We start from the raw sequence: 20,093 nt of genomic DNA on the forward strand, positions 1-20,093 counted from the left end.
CGGACGCCCCGTGGGGCGTCCGCTTGGTCACCTTGCGAAGCTAATCGCTGGCGTGGCGGCTGCCGTTCTTGACCTGCTCCAGGATGCCAGAGAGGTTGTAGGTCTCAGGGGCCTGCAGCGGCGGGAACTTTTCGTACGACAGCAGATGTTCCATCCACAACCGCTGGCCGATCGGCAGCATGTTCCAGTCATACTGGAAGGCGGTCGCCGGGGCGCCGAGCGCACCGCCCATGCTCATGGCCGACTTCTGGTCGACGCCGACGTTCTGCTCGAACGGATCACGCTTGATGTTCTGGACCAAGGTGAAGTGGAAGGGGATCAGCGGCATGATCCACCCGGCCGGCCCGGGCTGCGACATGGTGTAGTACATCTTCCAGTTCTTGTAGCGCACCGCCGACGGCGTTGAACCCGAGAAATAGAAGAAGTAGTCGCGTGCCGATTTGGCCGATTTGCCTTCCAGGAAGTCACGCTGGTTGACGCCGTCCAACGTCGTCTTGACGATGCCGGGATACCGGCCCGCCTCGATCTGCTGCTTCAGTTCGTCACCCTTGGGCCCGCCGCCGATGTCGGTCAGCGTGGGTACCCAGTCGAGAGCGGCGAACAACTGGTTGTGCACCGTGCCCGGTTTGATGACGCCCGGCCATTTGATTACCATCGGCGCGCGGTAGCCGCCTTCCCAGGCCTCGCCCTTCTGGCCCTTGAACGGGGTCACGCCGCCGTCCGGGAAAGAGATCGCCTCGGCACCATTGTCGGTGGTGAACACAACGATCGTATTGTTGGCCTGGCCCATGTCGTCCAGTTTCTTGAGGACGAGACCGATATTGTCGTCCATCTGCTTCATGCCGGCTTCGTTGGTGCCCCAGTCCTTGCCGCCGCGCTCGCCCAGCATGGCCTCGTACTTCGGCGGCAGCACGGTGACGACGTGCATGCGCGCCGGGTTGTACCAGACGAAGAATGGCTTGTTGGTCTTCTTCGGGTCGTTGCGGTCGAGGAACTCGATGACCTTCGTCGAGATCTCTTCGTCCACCGTTTTCGAGCGATCCAGCGTCAGCGGGCCCTCGTCAGCGCACATCTGGTTCTTGCTCGAGCCGTCCGAGGACTTGCACGACAGAACATTGCGAGGGGGCGTGAGGCACAGCGTGGTCTTGGGATCCACGGCACCGGGCACTTCCGGGATGCCGGGAATCGGCGTGTTCCTGCAAGGCGGTGCAACAGTCTGCTGGAGCGGCGTCTTGTTGATGTCGGGGAAGCTCACCCCCTGCATCGCGTCGAGGTGGTAAAGATAGCCCCAGTATTCCTGGAAGCCGTGCGCGGTCGGCAGGGCATCGGTGTGGTCGCCGAGATGATTCTTCCCAAACTCGCCGGTATTGTAACCGAGATCGAGCAGGAATTTTGCGATCGCCGGCGTGCCGGGCCGCAGGTAGGACGGGCTTCCGGGGAGTTGTGGCGGGATCATGCCGGTGCGCAGCGGATACATGCCGGTGAAGAAGGCGTTGCGGCCGGAGGTGCAGCTCTGCATGGCCACATAGTCCGTGAACATCGCACCTTCCTGCCCGATGCGATCGATGTTGGGCGTCTCGCCGACCATCAGGCCGCGATGGTAGATACTCGGCTGCATCCAGCCGATGTCATCGCCCATGATGAAGATGATGTTAGGTTTCTGAGCTTGCTGCTGAGCCGGTTGCTGCGCCGCCGGCTGCTGAGCCGGCTGCACCGGTTGCCGAGCCGGTTGCTGTGCGGCTGCAGGCGTGCTGGCTGGCCCGGATAGCGACATCAACATCGTCGCGCCAAGCAGCGAGGCACAGGACTGCTTGAGCCAACCAAGTGTCTTGCGTGGCGGCGTTGCGATAAAGGGCGGCTTGTCGGGCAATATGGAACTCAACATTGCTACGCTCTCCTGTTTATGATGCATCAGAGGCTTCTCGCCTGATGCACCGAAAGCCAAGATGACTTGTGGAAGTATCGATCGGCTCCGCATGGCGCGCAGCCGGCCGGTAGCGTCGGCAGTAGTTCGGCGCGCACAAGTGCGAGCCGCCTTTGATGACCTTCTGTGGAATCTTCACGTTGGTCGTTCGGGGGTCGTAGCTGTTGTCCTCGCGCCCGCCGCGCGGGTTCTTCGGAATGCAGCAGGCCTTCGCCGCATCCGCCTGATGCTTTGGCGAATACCAGTCGGCAGTCCATTCCCAGACGTTGCCGATCATGTCGTGAAGTCCGTACCCGTTCGGCGGGAATGCGGTAACCGGTGAAGTGCGCTCGAAACCGTCGGCATTGACGTTCTGCCGCGGAAACTCACCCTGCCAGGTGTTTGCCATGTGACGGCCGGCCGGTGTGAATTCATCGCCCCACGCGAATTCGGCGTCAGCGAGCCCGCCGCGCGCTGCAAATTCCCATTCCGCTTCGGTTGGCAAATCCTTGCCGGCCCATTTCGCGTAGGCGAGCGCATCGCTGAAAGCCACATGCACGACTGGATGATCGTCCAGCCCACGGATGTTGCTTCCGGGTCCGTAGGGATGCCGCCATTGCGCGCCCTTGGCGAACGTCCACCACTGGCTGAAGTCGCGGAGACTGACCGGATGTGCAGGTGGAGAGAACATCAAAGAGCCCGCGTAGATCATATGCGGGAGCATTCCCGGATAATCCTTGGGGTCCGGTGTGATTTCGGCGACGGTGACGTGTTTGGTCGCCCTTACGAATTCCCTGAATTGCCGGTTCGTCACCGGATAGCGATCCATCCAAAAGCCGTCCACCGTGACACGATGCGCCGGAGCTTCTTCCGGATAGTGCTTGTCCGATCCCATGCGGTAAGTGCCACCTGAAATCCAGATCATCCCGTCGGTCAGCGAAGCACCGTTCGTGATGTCAGCCTTGAATGTGGTTGCAGGGAAAAGCGTTGTCATCTCGCGCGCTGCCTCCCGCTCAATCGCTAAATTGCGAGAGGCACGCTACGCACGAGCCCTGTCACAAGCTATTGGACCGTGGTCCAACATCGGAGCGATGTAGCTAGCGTCACTGGGACGGACCTCCGGCGCCTGCGCGCACGAATTGCATCGCGGCGACATTGGTCCGCTGTTTCTGTCTGGCGGGAAAATCCCCGTTGATTTTGCTTAGAAATCCTGGACAACCGGGGCAGGATACGCTCGCCAAAACGTGCTAAGGTTGCAACCCGGCAACGTGAGCCGTGCGGGCAGATTACTGAGTTTGTAAATTTACAATTGTAGCGTTTTGAGTGGCGGCGTTTTCAAAAATGACTACGACGCGCATTGTCATGTGGAGCATCGGACTCCTTTTTTTGCTCGCGGGAGAAGCCCGCGCTGCGGAGCGTGCGCGCGTTCTTATGCTTCACGCCTTCAACTACTCATTTCCCGCCACCAGCGTGATCGCGGAGGCCGCTCGAAAGCGGCTTGTCGAGCACTCGAAATCAGTCGAGATCGATGCGGAGTTTCTCGATCTGGGTCGAAATACCGACGAGGCCCATGCGCTGCGAACGGCGACGTTTATTCGCGACAAGTATGGGAAGCATCCGCCGGATTTAGTGATCACGCTCGGCAGCAACGCGTTGCCATTTGTCATCAAGTATCGGGACATGCTGCCCGATGTCCCGGTCGTCTTTGCATCCATCTCGCCACAGACTTATGCTGCCATGCGATTGCCACCGAAGATGACCGGGATCATCACCGCGTTCGATCTGGCGAAGACGCTTTCGCTCGCGGAGCGGCTCCAGCCGGATGCAACCAAATTGTTTGTCATCGCCGGAAGCGGCGAGACGGATCGCCGTTGGCAACCGATAGCTCGCAAGATGATCGAGGAGCGCGGCGGCAAATTCGAGACGACATTCCTGTTCGAGCTTCCATATTCAGAGCTCGTCGCTGAACTGTCGAAGGTGCCCAGGGATGCGATCGTGATCCTTTTGACGGTTTTTGCTGACGCCGAAGGCAAGACTTTCGTCCCGGCGCAGGTCGCGGCTGATCTGTCCGCGCTGTCACCTGCGCCGCTTTACGGCCCTTACGATACGTTTATCGGCAAGGGTGCCGTCGGCGGCTTTGTTGAGACGTTCGAGTCGATCGGCGTCGCAGCGGCTGAAATGGCGATCGAAATCATCGATGGCGCGGATCCGGCGACGCTCGCGCCCCGAACAAACCCGGCGCAGCACTACCGCGTCGATTACCGGGCAATGCAACGCTGGAATCTGAAGGAAAGAGACCTGCCTCCCGACACCGTTGTTCTGTTCAAAAAGCCGACGATTTGGGATGAGTATCGCGGCACCGTTCTTGCGGCACTTTTCGTCCTCGGCTTGCAAACAACAATTGTGGGCGCCTTGCTGATTCAGCGGCGCAGGAGACAGCGCGCCGAGGAACAGCTTAAGGATAGCGAGGAGCGGATGACCTTTGCCGCCGCTGCGGCAAACATCGGGCTCTGGCAGTTTGACAGGGTTACGGATGAGTTGTGGGTCACCGAACATTGCAGGGCGCTGTTCGGGCTGCCGAGTGATGCACCTCTCACCCGCGAGGCATTCCTTGCCGCTGTTCATCCGGATGATCTCGAAACCGCACGCCGTTCGCTCCGGAAGTCCTTCAGGACAGAGCGGTCCACGGCCAGCGACGTCCGAATTGTCCTGCCGAGCGGTGAGACGCGCTGGATCCGCATGCGCGCCCGGTCCTATGCGGAGAGCAAAGGCGAGCCAAAGCAACTAGGGGGCATTTTCGTCGACATCACCGACCAGAAATCGGCCGAGGCTGAGGCCGCATTGCAACGTCTGGAAATTGAGCACCTGATGCGGGTATCCGCCCTCGGTGAGCTATCCGGCTCAATTGCGCACGAAGTCAACCAACCTCTCACTGCGATCCTCTCTAATGCGCAGGCAGCCCTGCATCTCCTCCGGCAGAATTCGCCCGATCTAGCGGAGATTCGCGACGCCCTTGAGGACATCGTGCATGAGGATAATCGGGCTGGCGAGGTTATCCACCGTCTCCGCAGCCTTCTTAAGAAGGGCGAAAGGAAGATGGAAAGCATCAACATAAATGTCCTTGTGAGATCAACAATCAGCCTAGTGCACAGCGAGCTGATCGGCCGCGACATCAGCGTCAGGCTTAATCTGGAAGACAGCGCGTTCCTGACGCGGGGAGATTCTGTTCAGTTGCAGCAAGTTCTCCTTAACCTCATCATGAATGCGATGGACGCCATGGCTTCGACCCCAACCGCGAAGCGGTCTATTCTGATTTCCACCCGAGGGGCAAAAACCGGAATGATAGACGTGCTCGTCGAGGACCGAGGGCACGGGGTCGATCCCAAGGAAAATGGCCGGCTGTTCGAACCGTTTTACACTACCAAGGACCACGGCCTTGGTCTGGGTCTGGCCCTTTGTTCGACAATCATAAAGGCGCATCAGGGAAAGCTTACCCTGGTCAACGGTGAGGGCGGTGGCGCCGTTGCAGGATTTTCATTGCCCGCCCAGCAACCTGCAGTCAGTTCCGTATGACCGACATGTTCACGGTTTACCTCGTTGACGATGATCCCGGAGTCCTCAAGTCGTTGTCGCGACTGCTCCGCGCCAAGGGTTATGACGTCAAACCCTATTCTTCTCCGCAGGTGTTCCTCGAGGAGCATGACGAGGCGATTCCCGGATGCGCCGTACTCGATGTTTCGATGCCTGATCTTGATGGTCTGGAGATTCAGGATGTGTTGACCACCGCCAGTGGCTCGCATCGTCCCGTCGTGTTCGTTACCGGCAAAGGCGACATTCCCACCAGCGTTCGCGCCATGAAAGCCGGGGCAGTCGATTTCCTGACCAAGCCGGTAAAGGACCAGGATCTGTTTGAGGCGCTATCCCGCGCTGAAGCCATGGACGCAGAGTTGCGCCGACTTCGTTCCGAACTGGACGTGATGCGAGCGAAGGTAAGGACCTTGACCCCACGTGAACGCGAAGTGCTTACGCATGTCGTGGCAGGGCGACTCAACAAGCAGATTGCCGGCGAGCTGGGTACGGTCGAAAAGACCATCAAGGTTCACCGCAGCCGGATGATGGAGAAACTTGGCGTTCGAACTGTCGCCGACCTTGTGCGGATGGCCGAGAAGCTCAAACTGTCCAGATAAGGAAGACGCACCTGTTGGCCCAAGGGCCAACTCGACGGGCGCAGGGCGCAACGGCAATAGTCTTCCATGGCGGAAGCTTTCCCATGGATTGCCATTGTGGACGATGATCCGGCCGTGCTCAAGGCCTTGAGTCGGTTGCTGCGTTCGCGCGCTTTTCATGCCCGGACATACGGATCGGGAGACGAATTTCTCGCGGCGTTGCCAGCTGGTCTTCCGATGTGCCTGATTGTGGATCTTCAGATGCCGGAGATGAACGGCCTCGAGCTTCAACAGCATCTCATAAGCAACGGTATTAGAATTCCAACAATCCTCATCACCGCGCATGCCGACACGGCGCAGCAAGAACAATCGCACGAAGGTACGCTTGTAGCCAGCCTCCGGAAGCCTTTGCAGGACGAAGCCCTATTTTTGGCTATCGACAGGGCGATCGGCAGTTCGCGCAATATTTAGGGACCGGGTGTACCAAAGGACATCCATGCAGGCGCCAAAAGATCTGGTCAGATGAATGATGTGACTTGAGGGAAACTGTAGCTGATTCACTCATCCAGTTTCTTGCTCAGTTCAGGATTGAGCTTGTTCCGATCGACAGACTGGTAGAACGTGATGGGTCTGCATTTTCCTTCGAAATCCGCGAGGACGATGGCCGTCCACGGGCTGGTGTTCTCGCCCGAACCGTCGCGGAGGTCCGGCATGACCTTGCGAGCAGCGATCACATACCAGGCACGACCAGCCGCTGCCGCCTTCGCAGCCGCCGAGAACTCATCCAGTATTCCGCGCAGATTTTTGCGCATTTCCTCTTCGCTGTCCCCGCGCAGATGTTTTCGCGACGACTTTCCCGCCTCTCCATACTCATGATGAATGTTCAACTGCAACCGGGCATCGTCCACTTCGATCTTGGTGACCCGTATCGCGGCTCCGCCTTCGCGAAGATAGTCTCGGACCCGGACGTCGCAGGCCAAAAATCTGTCCGTGGGTGGCTGAGCGACGCTAGCTGCAGGGGGGACTGCGGCAAGAGCCCGAGTTTTCTTTTTTCGAGGAGCAGCATCCGCAGGCATCGTAGCGATGGCGGCGCTGAGGAGCACCGCGGCAAGCACGACTGAAAGAGGGGCATTCATGAGTGCGCTGCCAATGTGGTGTATCTAAAACGTCCTGGCCGCAGCGTTGGTTCCGGGGCTAGGGAACTTTTTCCTCAGTACAGCCTTGTTTAGTGTTCTAGAAAAACGGGACCTTAAGGGGCGGCTTTTTCGACCGTCGGCAGGTCATGGATTCGATTCTCATCAAGATCTTCGCCACGGCGCTTGCCTTCAGCCAGGTCACTACCCGGCCGGATGGGGTCAAGACGGAGTTCGATGCGGTGCGCGACCGCTTCGAGGTGGCGCAGCTTTTGAATGCCGGCTGCGCCCACATGCGCAAGGCTTTCGACATCGAGGACATCAACCTGGACGATCTGATTGCCACGGCCATGGATGACAAGGAGGCGTTGAGCAGCGAGATCAAAGCGCTCAAAGGACTGAACCTGGCCGACCTCCAGGTGGCCTACAGGCAGTTCTGCAAGGTCGAAAAAGCGGAAGGATCTCCGGTCGATCTTGGTCAGGTCATCGCTTTCTACAACAGCGCGGTCAAGGATCTGCCCGACACGGAGCAGCTTAAGCAACTCAGTCTTCCCGGCATGAGCGTAGTCCTCGACAACAAGAGCGAGCGCCTCGCTGAGATTTACGCGCCGAACAATCGCCGCATATGGGTCAAGCTTGCGGATATCCCGGAAGCGGTGCGCAACGCATTCGTCGCCGCCGAGGACAAGCGTTTCTTCCAACACGCCGGCATTGACGAGCGCGGACTGGTCCGCGCTTTCATCGGCAACTTCACGCACCCGGGCCGGCCGCAGGGCGGCTCGACCATTACGCAGCAGGTCGTCAAGAACCTGCTGGTGGGCAACGACATCACTTACGAAAGAAAACTGCGCGAAATGATCGTTGCCTCGCGGATGGAGCGCGTCCTGACCAAGGCGGAAATCCTCGAGCTCTATCTCAATTCGATTTATCTCGGTCGCGGAGCCTGGGGCATCGAGATGGCGGCGCGCAGCTATTTCGGTAAATCAGCCAAGGCGCTCTCCGCAGTCGAGGGCGCGCTGCTCGCCGGGCTAGCCAAGGGACCGAACTACTTCAATCCCGACCACCACCCTGAGCGCGCGCGCGAGCGCCTTGCCTACGTGCTGGGCCGCATGCAGGACGACGCCATGATCGACGCCGCCGCGGCGCAAGCAGTATTGCCGCGGCTTGTCGAGTACCGGCCGACGCGACGGGACTTCGCCTTTCACTTCGTCGATCACATCGCCCGCGAGGCAAAGGTGGTCGCGGGCCTCGATACTCTCACCAAATCCTCCTACACGGTGCGCTCGACCGCCAACTCGGCCCTGCAGCGCGTAGTCGAAGCGACATTGCAGGAGGGCCTCGCGCGGTACGAGCTGAACACCGGTCGTTACAAATTCGAGGGACCCGAGGCGAACATTTCCGATGCTGTCCGTCTGAATGCGGCTGACCCGAGGGCCACGGAGCCGGCTTGGCTCGCGGCGTTGAAGGCGACGCGGCTACCTCTCTATGACGTTCACTGGGAATCGGCGGTCGCGCTGGAGAATACGCGTGGCAAAAGCGGCCAGGCGATCAACGTCGGCCTGACCGACGGAAGCATCCTGCCGCTGAACACCTGGAGCGCCGCGATTCGGCGCAGTCTCAAGCCGTACGACGTGGTCTACGTGCAGGTGCGCAAAGCCAGTGGCAAGCAAGCGGCGCGTGCCGATCTGCGCATTCGACCGAGCGTGCAGGGAGCGGCGCTGGTGCTCGAGAACGAAACCGGCCGCATTCTCGCGATGGCGGGCGGCTTTTCGTATCCGGCAAGCCAGCTCAACCGCGTCGTCCAGAGCCCGCGGCAACCCGGCTCCACCTTGAAGCCGCTGACCTACCTCGCCGCCCTTCGGAAGGGATTGCAGCCCAACACGCTGGTGATGGACGAACCTATTACGCTGGCGCCGATCGGGGCGACAGTCCACGCGCGCCAGCGCGGTTTCTGGTCGCCGAAGAACTACGAGGGCGGCGCTTCGGGCGCCATTACACTGCGGCGTGCGCTGGAAAACTCCCGGAATCTCGCCACCGCGCAACTGCTCGCGACCGGCCTCGACGACAGCGCCGAGCGAGGCCTCGACCGGGTCTGCGAGGTCGCGATGGAAGCGCAGCTCTACAAGGAATGCATGCGCTACTACCCGTTCGTGCTCGGTGCCCAAACTGTGCGGCTCATCGACCTTGCGGCATTCTATGCAGCGATCGCCAACGAAGGCGCACGACCCCAGCCCCATGCGATCGAAACGATCGAACAGGACGGCCGGCCAATCTACCGGCACGACCCGCATGCGGTGTCCTGGATCGGCTTCGCCGACCGCGCATCGTTTTACCAGTTGAAATCAATGCTGCAGGGCGTGCTCGCGCGCGGAACCGCGCGCGGGGTGAAGCATCTCTCGCCCTATGTCGGCGGCAAGACTGGTACCACTGATGATTCGGCCGATGCCTGGTTCGTTGGTTTCACAAATGACGTCACCATCGCCATCTGGGTCGGCTACGACAATGGCGACGGCGGGCGCCGCACCCTGGGGCGCGGCCAGACCGGCGGGAAAGTGGCGCTGCCGATGTTCGAGCCGATCGTGCAGGCAGCCTGGGAGCTGCACGCTCCCAAGACGGCGTTGAACGGCCCTTCGCGCGAAGCCATGCGTCAGCTCGTTGCTCTGTCGATCGATCCCCATACCGGCGATCCTGCGCCGGCCGGCTCCGGGCGCGCTTTCACGGAGTACTTAAAGAGGGATCCGTCGGGCAGAATCGATGATACGCAATTTCGGATCGTCTCGCGTGCAGAACGCTACGCCCATCGTGGCGGTCATGACGAAGACGACGGGCCATTCCAGCAGTGGTCTCACGATAACCGCCTTTACGGCGATAGCCGGCTGCCCTTTCCATTCCCGAACTGGCGTCTTGGTCCGCGCGAGTATCCCTCCTGGCGCGGATATCCCGATGACGAGGACCGCCTCCCGCGACCGCCGCTCCGAGTCGATCCCGATTATTTCTGGCGGCGGCTAAATTGAGCATTGACGCCATGAGACGCCACCGTGCCGCTGTCCTCATCGCCGCCTGCGTGGCCACTTGCACGGGCGCGGCCGCGCAGCAATTCCAGGTGGAGGACGTGCCCGCAGCCGCCAGCGTTCCGATCGTACAGATCAAACCGCGCACGGTCATCTTCGCCGACCAACGCAACGACAAGCTCGCCGATTCCTCGACCGGGCTCATTCCGTTCGACGATTGGGCCCGCTCGCGTCCGGTTCAGCGGCGCTTCCTCTCGCTCTTCCCGAGCTTCGTTGAGCCCACGCTCAACCAGCAAACGAAGCTGAAGCTCTCGGTCTACCAGGCGGAGGCGCGGTTTCGACTTCCAAGACCGGCAGCGGCATTGGATCTGTCAAGATATGCAAATGTCGCGTTCCTCGAGCAGATCGATCCGGCAGTCAAGCACCGGCCGATCGCGGCGGACGATGCTGTTCCCAACAAAGGCGCGGGCGCCGCGCACAACCGTCCGCCGGATCGCCGCTGGTGCGAAGACGCGAAGGCGATCTGCGTGCAGTCCCGCTACATGTTCGAAGGGAAAATTCCGGCGGGCATTCAGCTTGCCAACAAGCTGCGCGAGGAGAGCAAAAAGCCCATTCCGGATTTCATCGAGTTTCAGAGCGAGATCATGTCGGTCACGCAGCCGGACCTGGCCGAGCTGCCGAGCCTGACAGGGCTCGACTCCACAGTCACCAGCGGGCTCGAGCAGAACATCTTTTGGGTCAACCAGGTCATCCAGTTCGGCAAGCTGCTTGCGGTTCTGCAACAGCATCCGACCGAGCCGAAAGCCGCCATCGCAACGGTCTACATCGTGATTGCGGTCAGGAACGACGTGCTGAACAAGCAAAGGGAATACATCAAAACACCCATTCTGCGAAACCTCGTGCCCGCGCAACTGCTCATGGGCAACAGCTCCTTCAACAGCGGCGATTCGCTGAGCGCCGGCCTGCCGAAATACGCCAGAAGCCGCATCAAGGCGATCGCCGAAATGATGGAGCGGGAATGAGCGGAGCGTGTGCGGCGACGAATGGCGCCTCGACACACGCGCTTCCAAAATATCGAAAACAACCCCATGCAAAGTAGCAGGCGGCCGCCGGCATTCGACAAAGCAACTTGACACGTCGGGCAAATCAGCGGCATTCCTTCATCATCCCGCAATCTTGTAAGTCCACGTCGCCCCGCAATCGCGGGCGCGTCGATGCGATTGCGGCTCAAATCCTCACCCACCATTGAAATTGCAGGGATCACCGCGGCGGGCGATCGCCTGCGCGTGGCCGAACCGCGCGCTTGCCGCGCGTGCCAGGGAGTATCGACATGAACACCGCTCCAGACCTTGCTATGTCAACGGCGATTGCCGCGACCGACCAGACCAAAGCCGCCGCAATCCCGCGGATAAAGCTCCTGTCGCACGGATTCTCCATCGACCATCCAGACCCTGAAATCGGCGAACAGCTCATGGCGAACGCGCTGGGGGCAGCCGATCGCGAATCGATGGATGGCATCCTCCGGCAATTGGTCAGGGCCAGCGTGAGCGGCGGGAGTCCCGACGAGGTCAACGTCGCTTTCATGATTTCGATGGTGAAGAGCATCAAACCGAGGGATTCTGTCGAGGCCATGCTGGTGGCGCAGATGGTTTCCGTTCATGTGATGGCGATGCGATGCGCGCATCACCTTGCGAATGCGGAAGACCTCGCCCGGCACGATAGCGCCGCGCGCGCATTGGGCAGGCTCACCCGTACGTTTCCTGCCCAGATCGAGGCGCTCAACCGCTACCGCAGCCATGGCGAGCCCGCCATCACCGTGCAGAACGTGTCGGTCGGGGACGGCGGCAAGGCCATTGTCGGCAACGTCACGCAGCATGCGAGCGTGATCGTTTCCGGCAAAAACCCGGCATCCGCGGCGCGGAATGCGCCGAAGGCCTCGGGCTCCAGGCGAAGGCGCGATTCCGCTGATGCCAAGCGGGAAGCACAGCCATGAGCGATCACATCAGAAACACCGGCCCGATGCTGGCGAGCCCACGCTGTGGCGCCAAAACCCGCTCCGGCGGCGCGTGCCGCTCGCCGGCGGTGCGCGGCAAAAAGCGCTGCCGCATGCACGGCGGCGCACCGGGATCCGGCGCGCCAAAGGCAAACCAGAACGCGCGCAAGCACGGCCTGTTCACCAGGGATGCGATTGCCGAGCGAAGGCGGATTCAGGCGTTGTTGGGTGAAGCGCGGAGGATGCTGGACGAGATGAAGTGATTGGCTTGCGCAAAAGATGGATTGGCAGATTCCTCGCAATCATGTACTGGTTACATGTAACCATTCAGGGAATTTGTCGATGGCGTCAGCATCGAAGCCAAGGTCCTCCCGCGCGAAGTCTTCCCGGGTGAAGGTACGGGAGCATCGTGAAAGGCTGCGCAGGCAAGGGCTGCGCCCGATCCAGATTTGGGTCCCGGACGTAGGTGCACCGGCGTTCCGGTCGGCGGCGCATCGTCAGTCGCTTGCCGTTGCCGCCAGTTCTCATGGCCGCGACGATCAGGCGTTCATCGATTCCGTCTCTGCATTCAATGATGACGTGGATGGAGATGAATGAAGCGCGGCGACATCTGGACCGTCGCCGGCGGTAAGGGATATGCGGGCAAGGCGAGACCCGTCGTCATCGTTCAGGACGACAGTTTCGACGCAACCGCCTCCATCACGATCTGCGCGTTCACGACGGACGAGACCGATGCACCACTGTTCCGGCTCCCTGTCGTACCGAATGAGCGCAACGGATTGCGCGCACCTTGCCGCCTCATGATGGACAAGATAACCACCGTTCCGAAATCCAAGATCGGGACGCGCGTCGGGCGCCTGGACGATGAGGATGTCTTGCGCCTCAATCAGGCATTGCTCGTATTCCTTGGGCTGGCAACATCTCCTAGAAGCAAACAGCGGTGAGCTAGACCGCCCTCATACGGCGAGCCTTCTTCGCTCATTGCGTTGCCCCGAGCCGCGGCTGCGTTTTCAATTTTGAGCGCGAGCAGCTTTGAAAGCCGCTTTCCTGGCGTCGCGCTCTCTCGCAAAAGCCTCGCTAAATCGCGGCACGAGTTGGTCTTGGCGCATCTCCCCTCCGCAGCTCTGACACACAGGGCCTAGTCCCGGATCCTGCCCGCACGGAATATGAGTGTAGTGAATGGCGCGCTCCTCCTTCTCGGACTTCAACCAGGTCTCTCCCCACGATCGCAGCGCGAGCAGTACCGGGTAGAATGCGAGTCCAGCTTCCGTAAGATAATAGTCGTGCCGAAGCGGGCGAGTGCTGTAGGGGCGGCGCTCGACCAGACCGTCAGACTCCAATTTTTTCAGACGTGCGGCGAGCATCTGCGGCGTCGCTCCCGTCTGTGCCTGGATTTCTTCGAAGCGACGGTTACCCATGGTCAATTCCCGCAAGACGAGCACCGTCCAGCGATCGCCGACAATGCTTAGCGAGCGCGCGACCGGGCACCCGGTCTCTTTCGACACCGGAGAAGAAATCGTAGCCCTAGTGCCTTTCTTTTTCATATCATCTTGACCCTATGAAATTCATATGCATAGATATGCGCCTTCGCGGAGCCGGTTGCAAGCGCTCGGCGAACTTTGGGGACATGCATCCCCACGCAACCGCATGAAGAAATGAGAGGTCTTATGTCCAAGAACTTGAATCTCGCCGACATCGCGGATCGCTACGCCGCCGCCTGGTTGTCCCACAATCCGGACGCCATCCTCGCGCTCCACGCACCAGACCCAACATTCGAGGCTCATGGCCGGACCGGTGAAGTAAAAGGCAACACCGCATTGCGTAAGGAGTTTGCGCAGATCTTCGAGCGCTATCCTGATTTCGGCGTCGTGACGCATCGCCTTTTGATCGGGGATAATCACTGGACGCTTGACTGGACACTCACCTTCCAGCCGCCCGGCAAGCATCGACGCAGCTTTCGCGCTCTCGACGTTGTCGAGGTGGATGCCAGGGGCCTCGTCACACGGAAAGATACGTTCTTTGACTATGCCCAGGTCAAGGCCGCGTTCGAAGCGGCATGATGGACACGAACATGACGAACGCAAAAACTCTCGCTGACCAGAAGACACCGGTGTTCGATCGCGCGTTGATCAACGCGTTGCCGGTCGAGCATCTGTGCGATCTCAGCATTGATCTGGAACTCCGCCAGGTGATCCCGACTCCCCTCGGCACACGTGTGACCGTTGTGGTGAAAGGCGGCCGCTTCGAAGGTCCACGCTTCCGGGGCGAAATGCTGCCAGGCGGCGGCGACTGGGTCTCCGTCGGCGCCGACGGTATCAGTCGCATGGATGTTCGTGCAACCATGCGCACCCACGACGGTGTTCTCATCCACTATGAGTCGCAAGGCGTCCTCAGTTTTCCGGGAGACGGCCGTGAGCGTCTGGCAAAGGGCGAGCGGGTGTCCTTCGACGACAGCTATGTGCGGCCAACGCCCAGGTTCGAGACGTCAGATGAGCGCTACGTTTGGCTTTGCGGAATCGTCACCGTCGGCTACGGCGAATACGGTCTGGGGCGGATCGATCATCGGCTGTTTCGCATCCTCTGAGCCTTGCGGTTCGGCAGCACGGTGCAGATCTACAGATTACGGTGACAGTCCACTCAAACTCCGGGTAAGAGTTTTATGCACTGTCACCCTCGCTCGCCACCTACGCCGCTGTCAACTTGCGAGCCTTCTTCGCTCGCACTGGCAACCTGCTTTCGACTGAAAATCCGACATTCGGCGCCCGCATGATGGTGGCAATCGTTTCGAAACGCGGCTTGGCACCCGGCGCAAGTGTCTTGTAGAGGCTTTCCCGGCCGAGACTGGACGCCTTCGCGACTTCCGCCATGCCGCGCGCCTTGGCTACGTCACCAAGCGCCTTGAGCAATACGCCGGGATTTTCGTCGCGGGCTGCGAGCGAAAGATATTCCGCAATCGCTTCCTCACTATCGAGATAGTCAGCGACCTCGAATGGCGCGTAAGTGACCTTTGCCTTCGCGTTTGCCTTCACGGTTTCCTTGGCTTTGGCCTTCTTCATCGCCCGCTCTCCTTCAATTCCCTCGCCAAGCGCTTTGCCCTGGCGATGTCGCCGCGCTGGCTGGACTTGTCGCCCATGTGGCGCCGGCACCGGGGCGCCACTATGACCCCACGATTTCGCCATACGCATCGTGTTGTTCGCCCACACGACCCTTCCCGTCAGGCTAGCCTTCGGAAACATAGACATGGGCGGTGATTTCATTGGCCGCTGGCCTGCGGGTAGCGGCAGGAGAACGGCACGGCAAGCGAAACCCGGACAATACAGCGCAAAGGTGCTTGCTTGCGGCTCATTGCTGCTCTCGTGTGTCATCGTCGCTGGCATGGCGACGCAAACGGCATTGGCGGAAATAGCCGCGCCGGCCGCGGCACGCGTCGCTGACAACGAAAAAGACCAGGGCGGGCCTGGCGTCGCGCAAGCATCCCACACGCAGAAGTCGGAACCCGAAACAGTTCTGCGACAGCCTGAGGTGCAGAAGCCAGCGCCGGAAGCTGCCGTTCAAATGCCGGAAGCACGGAAATCGAGCCACGAGGCCAAGGATCTACCTGTACCACAGCTCGTCTTGCCGGGCGATCTGGCCAAGAAGATCGGCCAGAAGATCTGGCTGAATGAAACAGGCGGAAAAATTGATGCGATCACGTCATGGAGTGCGAACGAGGAATTCGCTTCCTTAGGGATCGGTCATTTCATCTGGTTTCCTGTCGGCAAATGGCTGCCTTTCGAGGAGAGCTTTCCGGCCCTGCTCGAATTCATGCGCAAGAAGAACGTGCGTTTGCCCGCCTGGCTGGACCAGCCGCAAATTCCGGCCAACCCGTGGACAAGCCGGGCCGAGTTCAGGAGGAACTCCAACTCACCGCAGATGAAAGAGTTGAGGCAGTTTCTGCTCGACACCGTGGCGGAGCAGACGCAATTCATGGTGGCGCGGGCGCAAGGTGCGATGGAGAAGATCCTCAAGACGACGCCCGACGGCACGGAGCGCGAACATATCGTCATCCAGTTCACGCGCATCATTCGCGCCTCCGAGAATTTTTATCCGCTGATCGACTACATCAACTTCAAGGGCGAGGGCACCAACCCGAACGAAACCGCGATGGACAGGGAGACCGGGCGGCGGCAGGGTTGGGGTCTCAAGCAGGTGCTGCTGAAGATGAACGGTGATACCAGCGATCCGAAGGCCGTGCGCGCCGAATTCGCCGATGCGGCGCAATTCGTCCTGCAGCAGAGGGTTCGCAACCTTCCATCCAACCGTGTCTTCGAGGCCGGCTGGCTGCGCCGCGTCGCGACCTACCGCCCGATCGCGGATCCGGAATCGAGCCCCAAACGGGCTCTGAGGAAATCGTTGCGAGTGACGGCGGCTCAATAGCTTTCCTATGAAGGGGACAGGATTACGGTGACACTGCCCTCAACTGCAGTGAGAGTTTCGTGCACTGTCACCGTAATACCGATAGAGTGGCCGGCCAGCGCTCCCCTTGTCACTGCGGTCAACAGCGCCGTGAGCGCGCTCAGCGAGTAGCCCGCATGAGCGCAGCGATATGCGGGGATGGACCATCCCCCGGATGTCGCTGCGCTCATCCGGGCTACGCTTGCTGTCACTTTGTTCGGCGGGAGCGTTGATCCATCGCAGCCGCCATGCGCTCGCAGAAGATCGCGGCGAGTTCGTCGTTTGTCATACGGTCAAAACCGCTCAGCTCGGGGATTTTCTGCACCTCTGTGAGCAGAAATTCACGCGATGACTTGGTGTAGGTCTCCATCAGGAACTCGAAAAGTTCGTAGACCGTCTTGTATGTGCGCCCTGCTGGCTGTATCCGACCGAAGTAGGTCTCGGGATGATCTTTGTAATCCTTGAGTGCGTCGTCGCTGATCGGCATGTGGTGCAAATAGGTTTTGCCATCCATGGCGCTAAACGTGATCATTACCTCGCGCTTGTCTTCAAGAACGACAGCTCCTGTTACTGTACCTACGATCCCACCTCTATCGTTATCAAAAACATAGGTCTCGCCAATTACCACACGTGATCCATCCCTCCGAAAAGTTTCTGAAGGGAGGCTTCCGTCAAATGTTGAGGGAAAGTTGGTGTACCGTTCTAACGACTGACAAATTTTATAGGCGTCGATGTGTTGTTGTTTGAGTTTCCACGCGACCGAAAGCCGATAGTGACCGGGCCGATTGAAGTCGGGCATGTTCAAGCCAAACGGAACTGCTGCAATAGGTACGCGCTCATTTAACATGCGATGAAATGGTAGGTTGGTAATAATCACATAAGCCTTGGCGTCAACGTGTCTCGCTTCGTAACGCTCTAGCGCGCGCACCGCCTTCTCGAACCAACTTGGCTTGCCTGAACCGTTGTTTGTCTCATCACAATTCAGGTCGACAAAGATTAGACGGGTATCGTCTGCTGGCTTAGCAAGCGCCAAGTTCAAATGCGTGTTCAAGTGTGAGATAGGATTCGGATCGCTCGTGCCATCTGCATTCGTTCGACCTAATAGACCTGCGACCGAGCGCATCTTGGCTTCAACCCAGAATTTGCGGCCGGTGGTCTGAGATACGGCCGCGAACTCGCAGTGCTTGGTGAGACCGTCTGTCTCGTCTTCGAGTGTCAACTTGAAGCCTGCGCGCAAGAGCGTATTCGCCACCATCAGCTCGTAGTAGGCACCTTGGAAATTTCCCGGATCAAGAAGCCGTTTCAGAAGGCGCGCTTGTAGTTCCACATTGTGATGGAGGAGATAAAGACTATAGGCCAGCCCCAAATAGCAGGCGACAAGGCCATTGATCTCAAACTCGAATACTTCACCGGGCTTAAGAATTGATATTTGCTGATACCGACAATAGGCGTCATACCACCGCATGATTTGATGCCGCTCCGCGAGCGGTTTGGCGATTTCCGCGTTGCCCCAAGCTGGCGTGAGCAGGTCCTTAAGATAATCGCTCAGGAAGTCCGGGAAGGTTTTCCATTTTGTGGAGTGAAAAATCTTGTCGCCAACGATTATCACTTGTCGATCATTCAATTTTGCAGAGAGGATCGGGCGTCCTAGGCCTTGCTGCTCCTTGCGCATCTGCTCTTTGGCGAGAAATTGCTCATAGAACCGTTGGACCTGCTCCTGACGAATGGCAGGTTTCGGCTGGCCACCATGCGCGCCGTGACACCTCTTGTATTTTTTGCCGCTGCCGCAGTGGCAGGGCTGGTTACGACCAATTTTCAAGGGAAAATCCTTGTTAGGCGGTTCCGAGTCGCAATGACGATAGTTTAGGTTGATTGCGGATCTCGCCTCAACCATTGGACCTCGCCAAGCCGCAAAAAAGGTGTCGAAACCTTCCGATTCCGCGCTCGCTGAGCCGCCCCACAAAACTCTGGGAAAGGACCATCCCCGGATGTCGCTGCGCTTATCCGGGCTACGCTTGCTCGAATGGTTGACCGAACAGATGCACGCCCGGCGGCCGGTGAAGTCGTGGCGGCGAGCCTAGCCATCGCGGCGTCCCCGGCCTCTTTCCTACATTGCGTGAATCGGCGAAAATGCGCGCATGGACCCAGATCAAATCGCCACCACGGAAGCGATCTGCCGCGAGGCGATCGAGCGGCTGCTCCGCTCGATTTCCATGAAGGACAGCGGCGGAGGATTGTCATCTTCATTCTTCTTCGGACATATCGGCGCTCGGCTATTCGAGCGGCGCATGGGGACCGAGATTTTCTATGACTCCAAAGCCCTGACCGAAGCTACGCTCTTTGTGCGACAGCACGGCCCCGCGCATTTGCGGCAGATGGACGTACGGGCAATCCAAAGTCTGCTCCAGAACTTCGTCATTGACCACTTCTGGCCCATCGGCGAGCAAGTGATGTTCAATGACGTGCAAGGCGATCTCGCCGATGCCGTCTCGTGGCGTGTGAAGAATGTTCTGGCCGGCCACCTCGCCGCCTCGTCGATCTTCACGCCCGAAACCGGCCTTACCCTCTACCCCTTGGTGCCGGTGGTTGTGCAGGAGGATTTCGACGGCGCGGTGTTCAGCTTTCTTCGCCCCGCTTCCCTCACGCATTCGTGGCTGGGTATCCATCCCTCAAACCCGCTTTCTCCGGACCATTTCTCCTGCATTAGTCCAGACCGGAAGCGCGAGCTAGTGACCGCTTGGCTTGGAGTCCGCGCGCCGAACTTTGAAGTCGCTGAAAAGCGGAAAGCCGCAATCTTGGGAGCGCTCGCGCTCACCTTGCCGCGCCATGAACGGAAACTGTTCAGCGGTAGGCACAACTTCGGCGGCCGCTGCACGTTCTCATCGTCCGACTCTACCGAGTCCTTCGGCGATCCTCCCCTGCCTTCGCTCATGCATGACGCCACCATCGAAGGCCACGACCATGCATGGCTTCATCGTCTTGGCGAGAAGCTAACTTCGGAGGATGGCACCGACGTCAAGCACTGCCGCGCGCTCGAATATTTTTATCGCGCTTGGCCGCTTAAGCCGAATGAGAGCTTTTCGCACATCTTCATGGCCATGGATTCGATTTTCGGCGATGCCAGCCGCGCCACGCAGGCGATCATCGACGCCGCCGCCAAGCATGGCGCGGATACGTTCCCCTATGAGCGGCTAAGGCTTCTCTTAAGCTTGCGCGCCACCGTCATTCATGGCGGCGCGCCGGACGTCCACGATTCCGGCAAATACCATAAGTATTATGCCGACTACGGCGAGGATCCGATCGTCGATATCGAGAAGATTACCGCGCAATGTTTCCGCGCCGTCATATTCGATGAAGTCTTGCAGGAACGGCCCGACCGGCGAGAAGAGATACGCGCCGCGGCTCTCGCATCGCGGCCATCGCGGGAGAATGGCGCGCCCGAGACGCGTTAAC

19 protein-coding genes are annotated in these 20,093 nt (G+C 59.7%); 13 read left to right on the top strand and 6 right to left on the bottom strand.

Going from position 1 to position 20,093, the window contains the following annotated elements; all coding sequences use genetic code 11:
• Window positions 1–40: 40 nt before the first annotated feature.
• Window positions 41–1,885, bottom strand: a complete 1,845-nt coding sequence (locus GWE18_RS10345; RefSeq protein WP_275185668.1) for an arylsulfatase — start codon at window positions 1,883–1,885, stop codon at window positions 41–43.
• 16 nt (window positions 1,886–1,901) lie between these two features.
• The gene (locus GWE18_RS10350) at window positions 1,902–2,828 is read right to left on the bottom strand and encodes a formylglycine-generating enzyme family protein (RefSeq protein WP_275185988.1); all 927 of its coding nucleotides are present in this window, start codon (window positions 2,826–2,828) and stop codon (window positions 1,902–1,904) included.
• Between the two features lie 416 nt (window positions 2,829–3,244).
• On the opposite strand from GWE18_RS10350, the gene GWE18_RS10355 reads away from it, so the two are divergent.
• The 3 genes from GWE18_RS10355 (at window position 3,245) to GWE18_RS10365 (ending at window position 6,540) form a co-directional block, all read left to right on the top strand.
• Window positions 3,245–5,476, top strand: a complete 2,232-nt coding sequence (locus tag GWE18_RS10355) for an ATP-binding protein (RefSeq protein ID WP_275185669.1) — start codon at window positions 3,245–3,247, stop codon at window positions 5,474–5,476.
• Entirely contained in the window at window positions 5,473–6,090 is a 618-nt protein-coding gene (locus GWE18_RS10360) for a response regulator (protein ID WP_275185670.1), read from the top strand. Before GWE18_RS10355 ends, GWE18_RS10360 begins: the two co-directional genes overlap by 4 nt.
• A 66-nt stretch (window positions 6,091–6,156) precedes the next feature.
• On the top strand, window positions 6,157–6,540 hold the full coding sequence (locus GWE18_RS10365; protein ID WP_275185671.1) for a response regulator: 384 nt from the start codon (window positions 6,157–6,159) through the stop codon (window positions 6,538–6,540).
• An 86-nt stretch (window positions 6,541–6,626) separates the two neighbouring features.
• Here the strand turns inward: GWE18_RS10365 and GWE18_RS10370 are convergent, their stop codons facing one another.
• A complete protein-coding gene (locus GWE18_RS10370; protein ID WP_275185672.1) occupies window positions 6,627–7,049 on the bottom strand; it encodes a hypothetical protein in 423 nt (140 codons plus the stop codon).
• Between the two features lie 302 nt (window positions 7,050–7,351).
• Here GWE18_RS10370 and GWE18_RS10375 point away from each other — a divergent pair, with 302 nt between their 5' ends.
• From GWE18_RS10375 to GWE18_RS10400, 6 genes are all read left to right on the top strand, one after another.
• Window positions 7,352–10,216 carry a transglycosylase domain-containing protein gene (locus GWE18_RS10375; protein ID WP_275185673.1) on the top strand — a complete coding sequence of 955 codons (2,865 nt, stop codon included), beginning with the start codon at window positions 7,352–7,354 and terminating at the stop codon, window positions 10,214–10,216.
• An 11-nt stretch (window positions 10,217–10,227) separates the two neighbouring features.
• Entirely contained in the window at window positions 10,228–11,235 is a 1,008-nt protein-coding gene (locus GWE18_RS10380; protein WP_275185674.1) for a hypothetical protein, read from the top strand.
• Between the two features lie 308 nt (window positions 11,236–11,543).
• Window positions 11,544–12,206 carry a hypothetical protein gene (locus GWE18_RS10385; protein ID WP_275185675.1) on the top strand — a complete coding sequence of 221 codons (663 nt, stop codon included), beginning with the start codon at window positions 11,544–11,546 and terminating at the stop codon, window positions 12,204–12,206.
• On the top strand, window positions 12,203–12,469 hold the full coding sequence (locus GWE18_RS10390; protein ID WP_275185676.1) for an HGGxSTG domain-containing protein: 267 nt from the start codon (window positions 12,203–12,205) through the stop codon (window positions 12,467–12,469). Before GWE18_RS10385 ends, GWE18_RS10390 begins: the two co-directional genes overlap by 4 nt.
• Window positions 12,470–12,548: 79 nt before the next feature.
• Window positions 12,549–12,803: an antitoxin MazE family protein gene (locus GWE18_RS10395; RefSeq protein WP_275185677.1), complete on the top strand. Its 255-nt coding sequence runs from the start codon at window positions 12,549–12,551 to the stop codon at window positions 12,801–12,803.
• Window positions 12,800–13,150, top strand: coding sequence for a type II toxin-antitoxin system PemK/MazF family toxin (locus GWE18_RS10400; protein ID WP_275185678.1), 351 nt, complete (start codon window positions 12,800–12,802; stop codon window positions 13,148–13,150). Before GWE18_RS10395 ends, GWE18_RS10400 begins: the two co-directional genes overlap by 4 nt.
• Window positions 13,151–13,216: 66 nt before the next feature.
• On the opposite strand, the gene GWE18_RS10405 is transcribed toward GWE18_RS10400, so the two are convergent.
• Window positions 13,217–13,750 (bottom strand): helix-turn-helix domain-containing protein, encoded by a 534-nt coding sequence (locus GWE18_RS10405; RefSeq protein ID WP_275185679.1) that lies wholly within the window; start codon window positions 13,748–13,750, stop codon window positions 13,217–13,219.
• 135 nt (window positions 13,751–13,885) lie between these two features.
• Here GWE18_RS10405 and GWE18_RS10410 point away from each other — a divergent pair, with 135 nt between their 5' ends.
• Both GWE18_RS10410 and GWE18_RS10415 read left to right on the top strand, forming a co-directional pair.
• The gene (locus GWE18_RS10410; RefSeq protein ID WP_275185680.1) at window positions 13,886–14,266 is read left to right on the top strand and encodes a nuclear transport factor 2 family protein; all 381 of its coding nucleotides are present in this window, start codon (window positions 13,886–13,888) and stop codon (window positions 14,264–14,266) included.
• Window positions 14,267–14,316: 50 nt separating this feature from the next.
• A complete protein-coding gene (locus GWE18_RS10415) occupies window positions 14,317–14,790 on the top strand; it encodes a DUF3237 domain-containing protein (RefSeq protein ID WP_275185681.1) in 474 nt (157 codons plus the stop codon).
• Between the two features lie 100 nt (window positions 14,791–14,890).
• Here the strand turns inward: GWE18_RS10415 and GWE18_RS10420 are convergent, their stop codons facing one another.
• Window positions 14,891–15,262, bottom strand: a complete 372-nt coding sequence (locus tag GWE18_RS10420) for an addiction module antidote protein (protein ID WP_275185682.1) — start codon at window positions 15,260–15,262, stop codon at window positions 14,891–14,893.
• A 499-nt stretch (window positions 15,263–15,761) separates the two neighbouring features.
• Between GWE18_RS10420 and GWE18_RS10425 the strand changes: the two genes are divergently transcribed.
• Entirely contained in the window at window positions 15,762–16,622 is an 861-nt protein-coding gene (locus GWE18_RS10425; RefSeq protein WP_342804247.1) for a hypothetical protein, read from the top strand.
• 226 nt (window positions 16,623–16,848) lie between these two features.
• Here GWE18_RS10425 and GWE18_RS10430 read toward each other — a convergent pair whose 3' ends face one another.
• Window positions 16,849–18,459 carry an SEC-C domain-containing protein gene (locus tag GWE18_RS10430; protein ID WP_275185684.1) on the bottom strand — a complete coding sequence of 537 codons (1,611 nt, stop codon included), beginning with the start codon at window positions 18,457–18,459 and terminating at the stop codon, window positions 16,849–16,851.
• Window positions 18,460–18,778: 319 nt separating this feature from the next.
• On the opposite strand from GWE18_RS10430, the gene GWE18_RS10435 reads away from it, so the two are divergent.
• Window positions 18,779–20,092, top strand: coding sequence for a hypothetical protein (locus GWE18_RS10435; protein WP_275185685.1), 1,314 nt, complete (start codon window positions 18,779–18,781; stop codon window positions 20,090–20,092).
• Window position 20,093: the final 1 nt, after the last annotated feature.

Source organism: Bradyrhizobium sp. CSA112 (assembly GCF_029051645.1).
Classification (GTDB): Bacteria; Pseudomonadota; Alphaproteobacteria; order Rhizobiales; family Xanthobacteraceae; genus Bradyrhizobium.

Bases quoted from the DNA above. Each gene is read 5' to 3' on its own strand.
- GWE18_RS10360 (WP_275185670.1), top strand. From the start codon at position 5,473: ATGACCGACATGTTCACGGTTTACCTCGTTGACGATGATCCCGGAGTC.
- GWE18_RS10365 (WP_275185671.1), top strand. From the start codon at position 6,157: ATGGCGGAAGCTTTCCCATGGATTGCCATTGTGGACGATGATCCGGCC.
- GWE18_RS10420 (WP_275185682.1), bottom strand. From the start codon at position 15,262: ATGAAGAAGGCCAAAGCCAAGGAAACCGTGAAGGCAAACGCGAAGGCA.
- GWE18_RS10405 (WP_275185679.1), bottom strand. From the start codon at position 13,750: ATGAAAAAGAAAGGCACTAGGGCTACGATTTCTTCTCCGGTGTCGAAA.
- GWE18_RS10435 (WP_275185685.1), top strand. From the start codon at position 18,779: ATGGACCCAGATCAAATCGCCACCACGGAAGCGATCTGCCGCGAGGCG.
- GWE18_RS10425 (WP_342804247.1), top strand. From the start codon at position 15,762: ATGCCGGAAGCACGGAAATCGAGCCACGAGGCCAAGGATCTACCTGTA.
- GWE18_RS10385 (WP_275185675.1), top strand. From the start codon at position 11,544: ATGAACACCGCTCCAGACCTTGCTATGTCAACGGCGATTGCCGCGACC.
- GWE18_RS10390 (WP_275185676.1), top strand. From the start codon at position 12,203: ATGAGCGATCACATCAGAAACACCGGCCCGATGCTGGCGAGCCCACGC.
- GWE18_RS10355 (WP_275185669.1), top strand. From the start codon at position 3,245: ATGACTACGACGCGCATTGTCATGTGGAGCATCGGACTCCTTTTTTTG.
- GWE18_RS10395 (WP_275185677.1), top strand. From the start codon at position 12,549: ATGGCGTCAGCATCGAAGCCAAGGTCCTCCCGCGCGAAGTCTTCCCGG.
- GWE18_RS10400 (WP_275185678.1), top strand. From the start codon at position 12,800: ATGAAGCGCGGCGACATCTGGACCGTCGCCGGCGGTAAGGGATATGCG.
- GWE18_RS10350 (WP_275185988.1), bottom strand. From the start codon at position 2,828: ATGATCTGGATTTCAGGTGGCACTTACCGCATGGGATCGGACAAGCAC.
- GWE18_RS10375 (WP_275185673.1), top strand. From the start codon at position 7,352: ATGGATTCGATTCTCATCAAGATCTTCGCCACGGCGCTTGCCTTCAGC.
- GWE18_RS10345 (WP_275185668.1), bottom strand. From the start codon at position 1,885: ATGTTGAGTTCCATATTGCCCGACAAGCCGCCCTTTATCGCAACGCCG.
- GWE18_RS10380 (WP_275185674.1), top strand. From the start codon at position 10,228: ATGAGACGCCACCGTGCCGCTGTCCTCATCGCCGCCTGCGTGGCCACT.